This window comes from Pedobacter psychroterrae (genome assembly GCF_004331695.1).
Classification (GTDB): Bacteria; Bacteroidota; Bacteroidia; order Sphingobacteriales; family Sphingobacteriaceae; genus Pedobacter; species Pedobacter psychroterrae.
In genome coordinates this window covers 69795-87103 of record NZ_SJSL01000008.1, presented here as the reverse complement: position 1 = coordinate 87103, position 17309 = coordinate 69795, and the positions used below count along the sequence as shown (strand labels likewise).

Sequence of the window (17309 nt, the reverse complement as noted above, 5' to 3'; positions counted from 1 at the left end):
TGTTATTTGGTTAAAGAAAAAGGTTTGTCCTCATCAGAGATACCTCTTTGTTCATTGGGTTTATTGCTCATTACTAACTTTAGTGTCCCGCCTTTGGTAAGGTCGCTATGGATAAGGAAGTTCTTAGTGTATGCTTTTCCATTTAATGATGCCGACTGAATGTAAACATTGTCTTTACTGTTTGCCGAAGCTTCAATCACGAACTTCTTACCGTTCTCTAAATTAAGCGTTATTTTTTTAAACATCGGGCTTCCCATCACATATTCTCCGGTGCCGGGTGTTACGCTATAAAACCCTAGTGCACTTAGTACGTACCAGGACGATGTTTGTCCCTGGTCTTCGTCGCCGGGGTATCCATTCTCCGTAGCATCATATAATTTTGACATCACATTACGTGCATGAAACTGCGACTTCCAGGGCTGATTGGCGTAATTATACAGATACACCATATGCTGGATGGGTTGGTTACCATGCGCATACTGTCCCATATTGGCCATCACCATTTCAGTCATTTCATGGATCATCCCACCATAAGAACCTACGTTAACTTTATTAGGCTCAGTAAATACAGAATCCAGTTTAGCTGTAAAATTTTGATATCCACCCATTAGATTGATCAGTCCTTTTGTATCCTGAAATACCGACCAGTGATAATGCCATGCATTACCCTCTGTAAATGGACCGCCCCACTCAATGGGATCGAAGTTTTTAGTCCAGGTTCCGTCAATGCCCTTGCCTCTCATGAACCTGGTAGATGGGTCGTAAACATTTTTATAGTTGTACATCGGCTTTTCGAAAATATCCATGTACTTCTTATCGCCGGTTAGCCTTGCCAATTCATATCCGCAATAATCATCGTAGGCATATTCCAGTGTTTTGGCAGTAGACTCCCTGTATTTAGGATATGGCACATAGCCTAATTCGTTGTATTCTTTGACCCCATCACGACCGTTAGCAGGTCCCCATGGGCCTTTGTTCATCGCTTCATGGTGATAAGCATCCAGGGCTTCTTTAGGATCGAAGGTTCTTAAGCCCTTTGCCCATGCATCTGTAAAGAGGGAAATGGCATGGTTACCGATCATACTTCCGGCCTCACTTGGAAACGACCAGGAAGGCAGCCATCCGCATTGTTTGTAGGCATCAACCATGGATGCTACGTAACGCCCATGCATTTCGGGGTGAATCAATGCATTTAACGGAAACTGCGCCCGGAAAGTATCCCAAAAACCTGTGTCTGTATAGATGTATCCGGAATGTACCTTACCATCATAAGGGCTAAAGTAATAGGGCTTACCATCTGGTCCGATTTCATAAAATTTTCTGGAGAACAGGCTTGCTCTGAAAAAGCAAGAGTAAAAGGTTTCCATATCAGCTTTTGATCCACCTTCCACAACGATCCTGCCCAGCGATTTATTCCATACCGCAGCAGCGTTGGCTTTAGTTTGTTCCAATGTTTTATCTGCACCCAGTTCGGTTTTGAGGTTTAGTTCTGCCTGCTCCATACTGATGTAAGAAGATGCCGTTTTAACTTGCACCTTAGCACCTGCCTGAAACTCAATATAGGCACCTTTGCCCCGTCCTTCTGCGCTTATTGAATCAGCAGAAATGGTATTATTCCTGTTTTCCCAGGTCCCATAAGATTTAATAGGCTGGTCAAACTGAATGACAAAATAACTCTTCCAATTATTCCTAAACCCTTGTCCGTTACTCACCCATCCGGTAATCTTACGCTCTTTCAGATGAATTTTAACACCACTTGTTCTATTGTAACCATCCAGTACCAGGAAGCTTTTTTCTCCTTTTGGATAAGTAAACCTGAGGTGTGCGCCGCGCTCTGAAGGAGATATCTCTGTAGTGATCTTATTGTCGAATTGTACTTTGTAATAGTTTGGCTTGGCTATTTCATTGGCATGGCTGAATTTGGCTTCGCGTTTGTCTTCATCTACCACGAGTGCCGTCATTGGCATAAAAGAAAATACCGCATAATCTCTGGTCCAGGAACTGCACTGGTGGGCCTGCTGAAAGCCACGGATATGCTCCTTAAAATACTGGTATTTCCAGCCATCGCCGTTCTTTCCGGTCTGCGGTGTCCAGGTGTGCATGCCAAAAGGCAACGCTGTGGTCGGGTACGTATTTCCCCTGGTTAGCTCATGCTTTGAATTGGTGCCCTGCAGTGTATTTACATAGCTGACGAGGTCTGCTTTCTGGGCAAATGATGCATTGCCGAGTAACAAAAGTGTGAAGAAAAGTTTATTTAGTTTCATGTGTGTGTTTAGTAGCCTTATAGACCTACTATAAGGCGTGATATTTGGTTTAAATCGTTTTAGTATCCAATAATAGCAAATTAAAATTACTTATAAAAGAAGAGCGGATGATTGTTTTGTAAACAACCATCCGCTCATTATATAGGGATATTTAGAAAGTATTAATTGTAACCCGGATTTTGTGTCAGGTTGGGATTTAAGGCCCTTTGCTGTTGCGGTATGGCAAACAATTTTCTGGTTGGAGCGCTAGGCTGGTGATCCCACCATGCTCCAGTAGTAAACTTGTCAAAACGGATTAAGTCATCTCTTCTGAACCCTTCAAAGATAAACTCGCGACCTCTTTCCTCTAGCAGTTCTGTAAGTGTCAGGGTTGAAGTTGTGTAGGCATTTGTGGTCCAGTTGGCAGCACTGAACGCACGTTTCTTACAATCATTGATTAACTGTACTGCTTCTGCATTTGCAGCCCCTCCATTTTTCCGCATAATGGCTTCTGCCTTCGCAAAATAGATCCAGGTTAATCTGTAAATATGCCAGTCAGTATTATTGTAGTTTGGATTGGGAGGGGTGCCATCTGCGCCCGTTACTTGATTTCCAAGCTTGTATTTATTGAACCTCACCCCGCTATTTTCTTCACCTTCGCTCATATTAGATACGGTTGATCCGGTTTTATTTCTTTGGATATTATCGACAAAGACGAGCTGTTTGCCATCATACTCATTACCTCCTGATGCAATAACCGGCTGACCATTATCAAAACGAACCATTGGCCCCTCTAGCAACCATTCCGATTTCCTTAAATCTTGGTCTTTGTAAGTGGTATAATTTCCTGGAACGACAACCACTCCGTCGTTACCGTTCCTGCTACCACCATAAATGTGCTGCTGCTGAAAATGGTAAAAATCACCAGTCCAGGAGGGCTGAAAATTCGCGCGCTGAAACTCGTATGCAATAGAAAAAATCGCCTCTTTAGACAAGTCATTGTTGGGTTTGAATGCATCTGTGATATTAACGTCAAGAGCCATCGCACCGTTTAATCCACCTGCCTCATTGTTGATCAACTTATCGGCGGCGGCAATGCACTCATCCCATTTGGCGGTTCCTGTCCATGCTTCTGCATTTAAATAAAGCTCAACCAACATGGCATATCCACCTGCTTTTGACATCCTTCCCAACATAGACTTTGAAAGGGCAGGGGCCTTCTCTACGTTTTCTTTTATTTCCTTTTCAATAAAGGCAAAAACTTCTGCACTCGTCGATGACTTAGGGAGCTGATCTCGAGGGACTGAACCTACCGGAACCTCTGTCGCGATCGGTATGTTTCCAAACAAGTCCATCAGCTTCAGGTAGTGAAAAGCGCGAAACAACTTAAGTTCTGCTACATAGGCATCCTTTTCTACTTGTGTGAGGCCAATGGCCGCCGCATCCTTACTTTCTATTTTTTGAATTGGGTCGTTGGTTAGTCCTACTCCCCAGTACATCAATGTCCAGGCATTATTCAATCCACCTTCATCGTTGGTCCAGGTATGGTAATGTAATCTTTTCCATTGTCCACCATCCTCTCCGTGCCTGCCTTTAGTAGGCCATGCCAGCTGATCTGCAGTTAGTTCATTTGCTCTCCACCAGCCATTTTGTCCTGATGGTGTAGCCCAGGCATTCGCATGGGTATATGGCCTCAATACTGCCGAAATGATCTCATTCTTATTGTTATAAAAATTATTGCTCTCCAGCGTATCATACAGGTTCTCATCCAGTTTTGTACAGGAATCGAACAGGGCTGCCGCTCCGGCAAGTCCTGCTATTATTAGTGTTTTATGTAGTATTTTCATCTGTTTAATTTTGTTAAAGCTTATCATGCTGTCTGACTTAAAATCCAATAGTTAATCCCATAAGGAATGACCTTGTGCTTGGGTATGGCCCTCTTCCGTCAATACCCGGTGCGAGGCCTGTATCGCTTACAAAATCAGGGTCGTTGCCGGTATATCCTGTAATGGTGGCCAGATTCTGTCCGGTTGCATATACCCGGAAATTCCTGATGAACTTCGATTTAAGGCCAAATCTATATCCCAACGTCACCTCATCGATTTTTAGATGGCTTCCGTTTTCCATGTAGTAATCGGAGTACATATACGTATCGTCGATCTCAGCATATTTGTCAAATGTTGAGTTTAGCAGGTTATCACCCGAGATCTTATTTCCATAGGAAATGGCAGTAGTATTCAGGATCTGATAGTCAAATTTACCTCTCAGGAATATCCTGAAATCGAAATTCTTGTAACTGAAATTATTGGCCAGTGACAGGTAATATTTAGGGATACCATTACCGATCACGCCATAGTCGGTTACATCTCTGTCTGGCGAATTATTGATGTCGTCATTACGAACTTTCTCTCCTGCCCTGTTATAAAACAACCATTTACCGTCTTCAGTAAACCCTGCAAATTTCTTGCCCCAGAATTCACCAAGCTTACCACCTTCGTAAGTACGGATTGCAGTACCTAATGCCCCGTAGCCACCTATATCGCCCAGAAACAGGTTATCTCTTTTATATGTATCATTTGAATAAGAGTCGAGCCTATTTGAAGTGGTACTTCCTGCAAAGTCCACACTCCAGGTGAAATTATCGTTAGTGATCGCCTTATAGTTTAATGCCAGCTCTATCCCTTTGGCAGAAATGGTCCCTACATTTGTGTAGATACTGCCCCTGATATATGGCGGCTGAGGCGAATCGTAATTGTCCAATAAATCCTGAGTAACACGGTTATACACATCAAGGGAACCGGAGAGTTTATTGTTGATCAGTCCAAAATCCAAACCAACATTATACTCCTTTTTCTTTTCCCATTTCAGATCCGGATTTGGATTACGGTCGGGACCATAGGTTTCGCGGTATTGTCCATCAGGATACAGATAAACCCCTCCTGTACCCAGCGTCACCAGTGAAGAATAATTGTTGATACCTGAGTTTCCTGTCACCCCAAATCCTGCCCTCAGTTTCAGATAATTGATAAACTTATTGTCTTTCATGAATTCCTCTTCACTGATCGTCCAACCAGCTGAGAAAGCAGGGAAATCTCCCCATTTGTTATTGACACCAAATCTGGAAGAGCCTTCACGGCGGTAGATAGCCTGTACAAAGTACCTTCCTTTGTAAGAATAGTTTATCCTTCCAAAAAAGGCGATTAGTGTATTGTCGTTTTTATAACTGCCAAGGCCAGCTTTACCTGCTGCCAACTGGTTACCCGCATTTAGATTGTTCTCATCAAACAGATCGTTCAGGAATCCAAGGTTGTTCGCATTAAATCCTTCAAAAACTTCGTAGCGGTAACTGTAGCCGGCTATCCCGGTCAGGCTATGGTCTTCTGCAAAAGTGGTGCGATACTCCAGTGTGGGTTCCACTGAAAAATTCTGTTCCAGAACGGTATTGCGACGAGCATATCCCCCGCCTTTATAAATATCGTTTTCTATAGAATACTCCCCATTGACAGCCCTGTATTCTCCATCGATATAACTATTTCTTTGAACTGCCCCGAAGATAGATGCTTTTAAGCCTGGAACAATTTCGTAATCGACTTTGGTATCCACCGAGCTTGTTTGCTGCTGTCTTTTGTTCGTTTCCTGCAGCAACCTGGCAAATTGATTGGTGCTGGTATTTTCGAAATAAAATGTACCGTCATCATTGTAATTGGAAAGTGTCGGATTGCGTTTAAACTGATCTTCCCAGCCACCTCCGCCCAATTGATTGGCCTTGTTAAATGTGGTGGTCAGATTGATCTGCGCCAACAACTTATTGTCAAATCCTTTTTGGTTTAGGTTTAACCTTATTCCATACTCTTGCCTGCCGTTTTCTTTGGCAAAACCTTGCAAATCACGGAAATTTAAACTGGCTCTGTAGCTGGTATTATCCGAACCGCCAGATAAGGCAAGGTTGTGATTTTGGCTGATATTATTATTGTTGACCAGGTCGTTGAAAAAATCGGAAGTATGTCCATAGTCGGTGCGTTCCAACTCACCCGATGCAATCCTGGCCCTCAATTCTGATGCAGTCATAAAATCCGGGCGTCTGTACAGATACTCACGGCGAACATAACTTGAATAATCGAATTTGGCAGGACCTGGTTTACCTTTTTTGGTGGTGATCAGGATTACTCCTGCATTGGCCCGGGTACCATATATGGCTGCCCCAGATCCGTCTTTCAGCACGTCAATAGACTGAATGTCATCCTGCTGCAAAAGATCGAGGTTACCACCCGGTATCCCGTCGATAACAATGAGCGGACTCTGACTGCCGGTGACAGAGGTCACCCCCCGCAGCTGTATGCCTACACCTGAATTTGGGTTGGAGCCTCCGGTACGTGTGATTTGCAGACCGGCTACTTTGCCCTGGATCAGGTCGAGTGCGTTTCTAGAACCACTCTGCCTGAAATCGGCCGAATCTACATGTGCTACCGCAGAGGTCACTTCCTTTTTGTCAAGTGTACCGTAACCCACCACCACTACATCCTGCAGGTTTACCCCTTCTGAGGGAACCAGCCGGATGGTTAGCGGCGCATTGCCATTTCCTGCAGCCTTGCTTTGCGCAGTATAGCCCAGGTAAGAAAAAGATAGCATTTCTGTGGGGCCTGCCGGAATACTGAATTTACCTGCCGCATCAGTTACTGCCGATTTACCGGAAGCAGATTTGATGCCTACACCGGGAACCGGCAGAGACTTCTCATCTACCACAATACCTGTAATAATTTTTTGCCGGGTAGTGTCTTGCGGTGCGGGTGGCGCCGCTACCTGTGTTTTGCTGGTGTCTTTTTTCGTAGTGTCCTGCTGAAAGAAATTAGCAGCATAACCCCGAAAACCAAGCGTACAGAGAAAAAGTATCACTGCACTGAATAGTAGTTTAATTTTCATTGGATGATTTAATTAAAATTTATAATGGATGATTAGTTGATTTGATGAAATAACGCTCCAGGCAATTTTAAAAAATGCAAATCCATTGCCATAAGGCATCAGAATGAATGCATCCTAAAAAAGCTTAAGCGATAAAAAATCTAGATAATAATGGGCGGGAAATTTCTACTGTTCGTAGGCAATTATTAGAAAAGTGATGTTTTCTTTTATAATAATCCTGGGGTTTTTAGGGAGCGCGGCTGAGTTAAAAATATCTGTAGTTTTCATATTATATAGGGATATATATTTCAGTAAAACGTTTTATCTAACTCAAATGTTTCATCTGTACACAAAAAAAGATCAACTTCTCCTGAAAAATTCAGAGGGTCAACAGGTTAAAATTTCCCGGGTATTAATTATTATTAAGATAATCCAATATCAGGCTGGCTGTTCTTTCTGATGCTCCTGCCGATCCCATTTTATCAGAGAGCTGACGGTAGTCATCCATCATTTTTTTCCTGTATGGACCTTGTGTGATCAGCGCTAGCTCAGCTGCAATATTTACTGTATTGCAGTCTTCCTGAATCAACTCTTTCACTACCTGTCTGTCCATGATGAGGTTAACAAGGGATATAAACTTAATTTTTACGAGCATTCTTGCTATGGCAATAGAGATAGTCCCACCTCGATAGACCACTACCTGCGGCACATGAAATAATGCAGTTTCCAGGGTAGCGGTACCCGATGCCACTATTGCTGATGTTGCCACATGCAGCAGGTCGTACGTTTGGCCAAATACCAGGGTTATATTTTTAGCGCCTATAAACTGCTGATAATAGGACGCATCAAAGTTGGGGGCGGCTGCCACCACAAAATGACAATCACTAAAGCTGTCGGTTACGCTGAGCATATTTGGCAATAAACGTTCTATCTCTTGTTTACGGCTACCTGGCAGCAAAGCAATGATCTGCTTGTCATTCAAACCCTGCTTATTTTTAAAATCCAGATCGGGCTTAAACTGTGCAATTTCATCCAGTAACGGGTTGCCCACATAGTCTACCTCCATACCCCATTCTTTATAAAAATCTACTTCAAAAGGAAGTATACAAAACAGCCTGTCCACTATTTTTTTGATCTTCAATACACGCTTTTGGTTCCAGGCCCAAACTTTAGGGGAGATATAATAACATACTTTAATTCCGTTCTGACTGGCAAATTCAGCAATTTTCAGGTTGAAGCCCGGAAAGTCTATGAGGATTAAAACATCCGGACAGTAGGCCAATATATCTGCCTTACATGCCTTCATATTTTTAAGAATGGTGCGCAGATTTAACAGGACTTCTGTAAAACCCATAAAGGCCATCTCGGCATAGTGTTTTCTGAGTTCACCACCTTCCGTCTGCATCTTTTCCCCGCCATAATACCTGAATTCGGCATGGGCATCCTGATGTTTAAGTGCTTTCATTAAATTGGCACCATGCAGGTCCCCTGAAGCTTCGCCTGCTACCAAATAATACCTCATGCTACTTTATAAAAGAAAAATACGAAAGCCCAGAGAAAGGTGGCTGACAGAATACCCCTGCCTACCTGTTCCCTATTTAAACGAAAATAGACCTGCATGGCATAGGCATTGACTGCAATACAGGCGATGTAAAGCAGATCAACCTTTTTCAGATTTTGATGATGAATGATATACCATGCAGCTATCAGCAGCACACCTGGAATTAAAATTCCGATTGCCAGGCCTATCCACACATTATTCTTTGTACGCTGCAAATATTTATTCATCTTCTTTGTAATTTAACCCAGCGACGATCCGTCAGGTCCGGATAGTTTATGTGCATCGCCTGCGGGCTTTCCTGTTCCACCCAGATTTCCGAAATCCCATGAATTGAGCAGTGGTATGGCATGGTGCGCCGTCAGGTCAAACTGTACAGGAACTACCGATACAAACCCGTGTTCCAATGCCCATACATCCGTATCCTCACCTTTATCATAATTCTCAAAAACACCAGTCAGCCAGTAATATGACCGCTGATAAGGATCTTTGCGTTCATCAAATTCTTCTGCCCATTTCGCATTGGCCTGTCTGCAGATCTTAATCCCCTTTAGGCTATCCCCTTTTGGGAAATTGACATTCAGCAATGTAGCTGCAGGCAAGCCATGCTCAAGCACTTGTTCGGCTATAGATTTGATGAATTTTTTGCAATGGCTAAAGTCTGCTTCCTGCGAAAAATCATCAAGTGAGAAACCAATGGAGGGAATGCCTTCAATAGCTCCTTCTACGGCGGCCGACATTGTTCCTGAATAGATTACATTGATGGAGTTGTTTAAGCCATGATTTATGCCCGACACACAAAGGTCAGGCTTTTTACCTTTAAATATTTTATTGACAGCAAGCTTTACACAGTCGACCGGCGTTCCCGAACACTTATACATCTCCACCCCCGGATACAGGTCTACCCTGTCAAACCTAAGGGGCTTGCCAATGGTAATGGCATGACCCATACCTGATTGTGGGCCGTCGGGAGCTACGACTACCACATTTCCCAATTCCTGTGCTACTTCAATCAGGTTTTTAATTCCTGGTGCAGTAATGCCATCGTCATTTACGACCAAAATGTTAGGCCTTGAACCTTGCTTCTTCATACCGGTAAAAATACAAGAATTCAGATAATAAAGCTCAGCATTTTATAGAATTGCTTATTGTGGCTATTATATCTAAGTTTGCGCTATAACTTATTCATAACATGAAAACAAAACTATTGCTGATAGTCTCGCTCCTCTTTGCCGGACAAGGCATAATGGCGCAGTCAACCTACAAATGGAAAACTGCAAGCGCTGGAGGATACACCTATAAGTACGTAACAAACGACCCGACAAAATCAAGATTTTATACGCTTAAAAACGGTTTAACAGCCATACTTTCCCAAAACACAAAAGAACCAATCATTGAATTCCGTTTAGCTGTAAGGGCAGGTAGCAATACCGATCCGCGCAATGCAACAGGACTGGCACATTACCTGGAGCACATGCTGTTTAAGGGAACAGACAAGTTTGGCACACTGGATTTCGCCAAAGAAAAGCCTTTGCTGGATAAGATTGATGCACTATACGAGCAGTACAATATCACTACTGACCCTGCAAAACGCAAAGAGATCTATGCTGAGATTGACAAAACTTCAGGCGAGGCATCAAACTTTTCGATAGCCAATGAATACGACAAAATGATCAAGGCCATTGGCGGACAATCCAGCAATGCACATACCTGGTATGAGGAAACTGTCTACAATGAAGACTTTCCTGCCAATGCAACCGATAAATTCCTTGCCTTGCAGGCAGAGCGGTTCCGGGCGCCCATTTTCCGTATATTCCATACCGAACTGGAGGCTGTCTATGAAGAAAAGAACCGCGGACTGGATAATGATGGATGGAAACTCGATGAGATGATGTCTGAATTGTTGTTCCCGACCCACAATTATGGTCAACAAACCACTATCGGGACTATAGCTCACCTGAAAAACCCATCACTGGTCGAGATCAAAAAATACTACCATAAATATTATGTGCCCAATAATATGGCCGTGATCCTGTCGGGAGATTTCAACCCGGATGAAATGATTAAAAAGGTGGATCAATCATTTGCCTATATGAAACCCAAACCACTTGAATTGTACAATCCCGCTCCTGAAAAGCCTTTAACAGCTATTCAGCAAGTGGATGTCTACGGACCCAGTGCAGAAAGTGTAGAGTTATATTACCGAGGATATCCTCAAAATAGCAGAGAAAGCCTGATGCTTGACCTAATCTCCAGTATCCTGTCCAACGGAAAGGCAGGCTTGTTTGACATCAACTTAAACAAACAGCAAAAAGTATTAAAGGCAAATGCGTACGCTCAGCAAATGAAAGATTATGGTGTATTTAGCATTTCTGCGCAACCTAAAGCAGGTCAGTCGCTGGAGCAAGCCCGACAATTGTTATTGGATCAGATCAAACTGCTGAAAACCGGAGCGTTTGACGAAAGCTTGATCAGCGCAATAGTAGCTAATTCAAGATTAAGGCTTCTTCAGGCATTTGACGGCAATGCCTATCGGGTGGAGTCTGCTACCACTGAGTTTATTCAAAATAGAGGGCTCAATTGGGACAAGTCATTAAGTACGCCAGATGATATGGCCAAAATTACTAAACAACAGGTCGTTAATTTTGCCAATCAGTTTTTTAGAGACAATTACGTAGTGGGATTTAAACACAAAGGTGAAGATAAAAATGTATTAAAAGTAGAGAAGCCTATGATAACCCCTATAAATGCAAATGCTGATTCTACTTCTCAATTTACAAAAAACCTGATTGCCGGGCCAACAATACCAATTGCGCCAAGCTTTCTGGATTATAAAAAAGCCCTGAACTTTGGCAAAGCTGGTATAGCTGACGTGATCACGGTAAAAAACAAAGAAAATAGCATTTTCCGTTTGTCGTACCGTTTTGACATCGGTGCCTGGAATTATAAATTACTGCCTTATGCAGCTCAGTATCTTACTTTTTTAGCCACAGATAAATATTCTGCGGAGCAGATCAGCAAGGAGTTTTACAACATTGCCTGCACATACAGTCTGAACGTATCCAGTGAGACTGCGGCAATTAACATCAGCGGATTACAGGAAAACTTCGACAAAGCAGTTCGCCTGGTAGAACACATTCTTTCCAATTGCAAAGCAAATGAACCGGCACTGGCAGAACTAAAGAACACCATTCTGAAGAGAAGGGAAAACAATAAGCTAAACAAAGACGCTATCCTGGATGGGCTGATGTCTTATGCCCAGCATGGTGCAGAAAACCCGTTCAACTTTACCATGAGCAACGAGGAGGTGAAGCATATTAAATCGGATGATCTGATCTACATTTTCCGGAACATCAATAACTATAAGCATACCATCACCTATTATGGACCAAAAACCCTGAAAGAGTTTACAACAGATATTGTAAAGCTGCACCCCCTGCCTTCAGAATTTACACCGGGCGCACCGGCCAAAATGTTTACTTATCTCCATAATGCTGCCAACCAGGTATACTTTGCCGACTATGACATGGTACAATCAGAGGTGCGCTGGGTTAGGAATACCGGGATATACGACCCAAAGCTTACTGCTAAAATTAATTTGTTCAACAGTTATTTTGGTGGTGGTATGGGTTCAATCGTATTCCAGACCATTCGTGAATCGAAAGCCCTTGCCTATTCTACTTACGCCTATTACGCCCCTCCAGCCAGAGAAGGAAGAGAATATTCAATGATGGCATATGTAGGTAGCCAGGCTGATAAAATGAATGATGCAGTAATAGGCATGAATGAATTACTCAATAATCTTCCGCAAGCAAATGACTCCTTTGAAGCATCTAAAAACAATGCTTTGAATAGCCTGGAAACCAGCAGGGTGATTAAAGACGACATCATTCAAAGTTATTTTGCAGATCAGAGATTAGGGATAGACCATGATTCAAGAATTGATGAATACAACGGACTGAAACCACTGACCTTTGCAGACATCAAAGCTTTTCATGAAAATAATATCGCAAACAAGCCATACAACTACTGCATTGTGGCTTCTGAAAAGAAAGTGAAACCTGAAGAACTGCAAAAATTTGGTGCGCTTACCAAACTAAGTTTAGAACAGATCTTCGGATATTGATCATTGTAATAAGATGGGCTTCTACTGAAGCTCCATCTTATTACTGTTGCTGTTGGATCTGCTGCATTAGCTGCAGGTTCCTGCGGTAACTGTTGCCTTTAAAAACAACAGGCACTTCAGGTTCTGTCACCGGCATTTCTTCTACGGGCTCATGCTGTTCCACTGTTCCATCGTCGTAGCTCACAATTACCTGAACAGTTAGTTTGTGATCTGAAGGGCCTTTGTAAACGCCTTTTACCGGAGAGCAATCGTTAAAGCTTCTGCCATAAGCCAGAATTACATAGGTTTCATTTGCAATACAATTATTGGTAGGATCCAGGCCCAGCCATCCAAACGATGGAATATAGGCCTCTACCCATGCATGAGTAGCACCCTCACCACGCATACCGTTTTTATTTGGACAGATATAGCCACTTACGTACTTAGCGGGAATATTTGCCATTCTTAACATCTGACAAAGGATGTGCGCAAAATCCTGGCATACCCCCGCTTTCAATTGCCAGATCTCATTTAACTGGGTCTGCGCCGTAGTGACTCCCTGAATGTATTTGAAGTGTTTGTAAACGTAAGTACAAAAGTTTAATGCCACGTGGTAAGGTGCAGCTTCCGATTCCTTACTTGCAGTGATCACCTCTTTTAGTTCCCGCAAACCATCAAATGCTTCCCATTTTAAATAATCTATATAAGGTACGTGATACCGTAGCGCTTGCAGCTCTTCCCACTGAAACTCACTAAACATAGTTTCTGCCGGAAGCTCCCTGGCAGAGGTAACCACAGTGAGCTCTGAATAAATTTCCAGTTGCCGGTGACGTTCGCTATAAGTAAAAAAACCAATCTGATTGCCATAATAATCCACAAAGGTATCTACTTTAGGATTGCCTGAAATCTGTAAATCGTGCTTCATCACCTGTTGGTGTTCGTGCTCTTTTGGATACAGGATAATGTGGTTAACACTGTCCCTAACCAACGATTCGTATGTATATTTTGTAATGTGTTTAATATTAAACTTTGGCATCTGTGATATGTTAAATAATATTAACTCAGTGAGAAACATGTTTGATTAAAGGCATTACCAATCCCATAGAGCTCACTCTTAATTTCGGTCAGATAAAGATGCAGATCGCCCTGCTTCAATCCCTTTATAGAACCATACTTTACTTTACTTTGCAGCCGTCCTATTAAAAAAGAAAGGTCTCCCGGATTGATATGCCCATCGTTCTTTAGTCTGTCAAAATACTTGATTAGCTGATTCAGCGAATAAATTACAGACCTTGGAAACTCGTTGTTTAATACGACCTGGGCCAGTACGTTTTCTGCTTCAAAACCCTGACGGTAGGTTTTAAGGTAAAGCTCATACCCACCAATGGATAACAGCAAATGCTTCCAATAGCTGGTATTGGTCAGCAAATCCGGGTTATGGTCTACTGAACCAAATTTGATATCCAATATATTTACTGATTGAATACTGCGCTCCAGATATTTACCTATACGCATAAAGCTGCTTCCTTCATTTCGCGCCATCGTAATCTCAGTGGTTCCATAAAAAAGCATCCCTTGTTTAATCAGTATATCCAGCACCGAAATGGGATCATCCTTCTTCAGCATGGCATTTAGTTTGGAATCTTTGATCGTATGGTAATATTCGTTAAGACATTGCCATACATCCTTTGTAATGTGGTCTTGTACGCTTCTGGCATTTTCACGAACCTGCGTGATGATATTGATAATGGAATTTGGGTTGTCCCTGTCTGTTACCATAAACTGCAAGATCACGCGGCTGTTGAATTCTTCAATAAGGCCCTCTGGATCCGGGCCGCAAAAGATTTTAATAACCGGCGCCCATGAAAATTCTGTAAGTGAATCTTGTGAAGCGGCATAATTTATTTTGAGCATGCGAAGCATGCCATCTGTTCTTTCAACGTAACGGCTTATCCAATATAAACTTTCTGCAACCCTGCTTAACATATTGATTCTATCATTTAAAATATTAAGAAAGTACCCATGTATCTTTACTTCCACCACCCTGTGAACTATTTACCACAAGTGAGCCTTCTTTTAAGGCCACCCTTGTCAATCCACCCGGTATAATTTCTATACCATTAGGACCACACAAGGCAAACGGCCTAAAATCCACCCTTCGTGGCTGCAATACACCTTGCATATAACATGGTGCGGAAGATAGGCTAATGGTTGGCTGAGCAATAAAAGCGCGGGGGTCTTTCATGATCTCTGTCTTATAGGATTCAATCTCTTCTGGGGTAGCCGCATGGCCCATCAGCATTCCGTAACCCCCGCTGCCATTGGTTTGCTTAACCACCATTTTTGATATATTTTCAAACACATAAGCTCTTTCATCTTTATTGCCAAGCTGGTAGGTAGGCACGTTTTTAAGCAAAGGCTCTTCATTCAGGTAATACTTTATCATATCTGGCACGTAAACATAGATCGCTTTATCATCCGCCACTCCATTGCCCACAGCATTAACAATGGTAACATTGCCGTTTCTGTATGCATTCATCAAACCTGCTACTCCAAGTAAGCTGCTTGAATTAAATACCAGCGGATCCAGATATTCATCATCTACCCTTCGATAAATGACGTCCACCTGCTGCAAACCTGCAGTAGTTTTCATATATACTTTATTGTCATCAACAATCAGATCAGGTCCCTCTACCAATTCGATACCCATTAGGCGCGCCAGAGTGGTGTGCTCAAAATACGCAGAATTAAAGCTTCCAGGACTTAAAAGCACGATGGTTGGATTAGCTATTTGTCTTGGAGAGAGGGACTGCAGATTGTTGTACAATACGTTGGGATATTCTATTACACTCCTAACCTTGCATTGAGGCAAAAGATCCGGAAATAATCGTTTAGTAATTTCCCTGTTTTCGAGCATGTAACTTACACCTGAAGGTGTGCGAACATTGTCCTCCAGTATATAATAGGTACCATCATTGTCCCTGATGAGGTCGATCCCCGCAATATGAATATAAATATCGTGCGGAACTTTTACATTGACCATTTCTCTAAGAAAATGGGGACAGGAATAAATGATGTCTATTGGAACAATTCCATCTTTGATGATAAACTGATCACTATATACATCCTTAAGAAAAAGATTTAATGCCATAACACGCTGTTTGATCCCTTTCTCTATGAACGCCCATTCCTCTGAGGTGATGATCCTTGGGATAATGTCAAACGGAAATATTTTCTCTATTCCTTCCCCGCTGTTATAAACTGTAAACGTAATACCCTGACTCATAAAAAGCACTTTAGAAAGCTCTTCTTTTTTATTAAGCTCATCCGTAGACTCTAAATTCAGATAATCCATCACTCTTTTATACTCGTCACGGACTTGCTTAGACTGATCAAACATCTCATCCCAAGTATTTTCCGGCAAAACATATGATTCTGAATACTTATTTTTTATCATAACCTAAAATGAACTGTTAAATAATCGGAATATATGAAAATCAACAACAAATAATGAATTTTAATTCAAATAAATAATAATTAAGCCAAAAAAGTACGCACTTTTATTAAAAAATACGAAATCATACATAAATTCTAATACATAACTATGAGATTTGAAATATCCACAAAAATAGACTACGAAGCTTTGGTTCCCTCGACCTTATTGTTAAGTGTGCAGCCTTTTAAATCTTTGAACCAGAACATTATCCAGGAAGCATTTACTTCAGAGCCCGAATTAAAAATGAATGAATTGTATTCGATCGCCGGGGAGAAGAGATTTAAAACCATAGATATACCAAATCCGGGCTATATTTCACTAGCTTACAAAGCAGTAATAGAAAACCAGGTAAAGGTAATTCCAGCCCAACAGCTCGACGACGTAACCATTAGCAGAATGACCGCTTCCGCTTTATCTTACCTTAACCCAAGCAGATATTGCCAGTCGGACAAGCTCTATAAATTCGCTTACAATAAGTTTGGAAAAATTGAACATGCTTTTCAAAAGGTAATGGCTATCCGGGAATGGATCTACAACAATGTAGAATACAGCAGCGGATACACCACTCCCCAAACCTCAGCATTTGACACCATTACGGAACAGACAGGCGTTTGCCGTGATTTTGCACACCTGGGAATTGCATTGTGCAGGGCATTAACAATACCCGCCAGGTATTTCACCGGCTACGCTTATCAGCTAAACCCACAGGACTTCCATGCCTGTTTTGAAGCCTATCTGGGCGGATACTGGATCATCATAGACGCAACAAAGCTGGTGCCTGTTAACGGACTCATTAAAATAGCGACAGGAGTTGATGCAACCGATACCGCTTTGGCAAGCATATTCGGAAACCTACAATTTCGAAACATGGAGATAAACACTACCCTGCTGAGTGCAAAGCTCGACTACCTTGATTATGATTCCACCACTGAGGGATATTGTTACAATTTTTAGTTCGGCTGCTTCTATGTATTTTGTTACATAGCACGAAAATTGACTGCTATACTT

Annotated in this window: 11 protein-coding genes; 2 read left to right on the top strand and 9 right to left on the bottom strand. The window is 42.2% G+C overall.

Features of this window, described 5'->3' with window-relative positions; genetic code table 11:
* Nucleotides 1–2: 2 nt before the first annotated feature.
* The 6 genes from EZ437_RS19480 to surE all read right to left on the bottom strand — a co-directional run bounded on the left by EZ437_RS19480 (nt 3) and on the right by surE (nt 9791).
* Complete coding sequence (locus EZ437_RS19480) at nt 3–2264, bottom strand: GH92 family glycosyl hydrolase (protein WP_131597747.1); 2262 nt, start codon at nt 2262–2264, stop codon at nt 3–5.
* 161 nt (nt 2265–2425) lie between these two features.
* Entirely contained in the window at nt 2426–4090 is a 1665-nt protein-coding gene (locus tag EZ437_RS19475; RefSeq protein WP_131597746.1) for a RagB/SusD family nutrient uptake outer membrane protein, read from the bottom strand.
* A 37-nt stretch (nt 4091–4127) separates the two neighbouring features.
* Nucleotides 4128–7163, bottom strand: a complete 3036-nt coding sequence (locus EZ437_RS19470) for a SusC/RagA family TonB-linked outer membrane protein (protein ID WP_131597745.1) — start codon at nt 7161–7163, stop codon at nt 4128–4130.
* Between the two features lie 391 nt (nt 7164–7554).
* Nucleotides 7555–8664: a lipid-A-disaccharide synthase gene (gene lpxB / locus EZ437_RS19465; RefSeq protein ID WP_131597744.1), complete on the bottom strand. Its 1110-nt coding sequence runs from the start codon at nt 8662–8664 to the stop codon at nt 7555–7557.
* Nucleotides 8661–8930 (bottom strand): stationary phase survival protein SurE, encoded by a 270-nt coding sequence (locus EZ437_RS19460; RefSeq protein WP_131597743.1) that lies wholly within the window; start codon nt 8928–8930, stop codon nt 8661–8663. The genes lpxB and EZ437_RS19460 overlap by 4 nt, the downstream gene beginning before the upstream one ends.
* Before the next feature lie 12 nt (nt 8931–8942).
* Entirely contained in the window at nt 8943–9791 is an 849-nt protein-coding gene (surE, locus tag EZ437_RS19455) for a 5'/3'-nucleotidase SurE (protein WP_225869631.1), read from the bottom strand.
* 101 nt (nt 9792–9892) lie between these two features.
* Here surE and EZ437_RS19450 point away from each other — a divergent pair, with 101 nt between their 5' ends.
* Nucleotides 9893–12826: a M16 family metallopeptidase gene (locus EZ437_RS19450; RefSeq protein ID WP_131597742.1), complete on the top strand. Its 2934-nt coding sequence runs from the start codon at nt 9893–9895 to the stop codon at nt 12824–12826.
* 40 nt (nt 12827–12866) lie between these two features.
* On the opposite strand, the gene EZ437_RS19445 is transcribed toward EZ437_RS19450, so the two are convergent.
* From EZ437_RS19445 to EZ437_RS19435, 3 genes are read right to left on the bottom strand one after another with little or no spacing between them, the layout of a single operon-like run.
* Nucleotides 12867–13841 carry a transglutaminase family protein gene (locus EZ437_RS19445; protein WP_131597741.1) on the bottom strand — a complete coding sequence of 325 codons (975 nt, stop codon included), beginning with the start codon at nt 13839–13841 and terminating at the stop codon, nt 12867–12869.
* A gap of 20 nt (nt 13842–13861) precedes the next feature.
* A complete protein-coding gene (locus tag EZ437_RS19440) occupies nt 13862–14791 on the bottom strand; it encodes an alpha-E domain-containing protein (RefSeq protein ID WP_131597740.1) in 930 nt (309 codons plus the stop codon).
* A 22-nt stretch (nt 14792–14813) separates the two neighbouring features.
* Nucleotides 14814–16262, bottom strand: a complete 1449-nt coding sequence (locus tag EZ437_RS19435) for a circularly permuted type 2 ATP-grasp protein (protein WP_131597739.1) — start codon at nt 16260–16262, stop codon at nt 14814–14816.
* 147 nt (nt 16263–16409) lie between these two features.
* On the opposite strand from EZ437_RS19435, the gene EZ437_RS19430 reads away from it, so the two are divergent.
* Nucleotides 16410–17255, top strand: a complete 846-nt coding sequence (locus EZ437_RS19430) for a transglutaminase-like domain-containing protein (protein ID WP_131597738.1) — start codon at nt 16410–16412, stop codon at nt 17253–17255.
* The last annotated feature ends 54 nt before the right edge of the window (nt 17256–17309 follow it).

Bases quoted from the DNA above. Each gene is read 5' to 3' on its own strand.
- EZ437_RS19460 (WP_131597743.1), bottom strand. From the start codon at position 8,930: ATGAATAAATATTTGCAGCGTACAAAGAATAATGTGTGGATAGGCCTG.
- EZ437_RS19440 (WP_131597740.1), bottom strand. From the start codon at position 14,791: ATGTTAAGCAGGGTTGCAGAAAGTTTATATTGGATAAGCCGTTACGTT.
- EZ437_RS19445 (WP_131597741.1), bottom strand. From the start codon at position 13,841: ATGCCAAAGTTTAATATTAAACACATTACAAAATATACATACGAATCG.
- EZ437_RS19470 (WP_131597745.1), bottom strand. From the start codon at position 7,163: ATGAAAATTAAACTACTATTCAGTGCAGTGATACTTTTTCTCTGTACG.
- EZ437_RS19475 (WP_131597746.1), bottom strand. From the start codon at position 4,090: ATGAAAATACTACATAAAACACTAATAATAGCAGGACTTGCCGGAGCG.
- surE (WP_225869631.1), bottom strand. From the start codon at position 9,791: ATGAAGAAGCAAGGTTCAAGGCCTAACATTTTGGTCGTAAATGACGAT.
- EZ437_RS19480 (WP_131597747.1), bottom strand. From the start codon at position 2,264: ATGAAACTAAATAAACTTTTCTTCACACTTTTGTTACTCGGCAATGCA.
- EZ437_RS19430 (WP_131597738.1), top strand. From the start codon at position 16,410: ATGAGATTTGAAATATCCACAAAAATAGACTACGAAGCTTTGGTTCCC.
- EZ437_RS19435 (WP_131597739.1), bottom strand. From the start codon at position 16,262: ATGATAAAAAATAAGTATTCAGAATCATATGTTTTGCCGGAAAATACT.
- EZ437_RS19450 (WP_131597742.1), top strand. From the start codon at position 9,893: ATGAAAACAAAACTATTGCTGATAGTCTCGCTCCTCTTTGCCGGACAA.
- lpxB (WP_131597744.1), bottom strand. From the start codon at position 8,664: ATGAGGTATTATTTGGTAGCAGGCGAAGCTTCAGGGGACCTGCATGGT.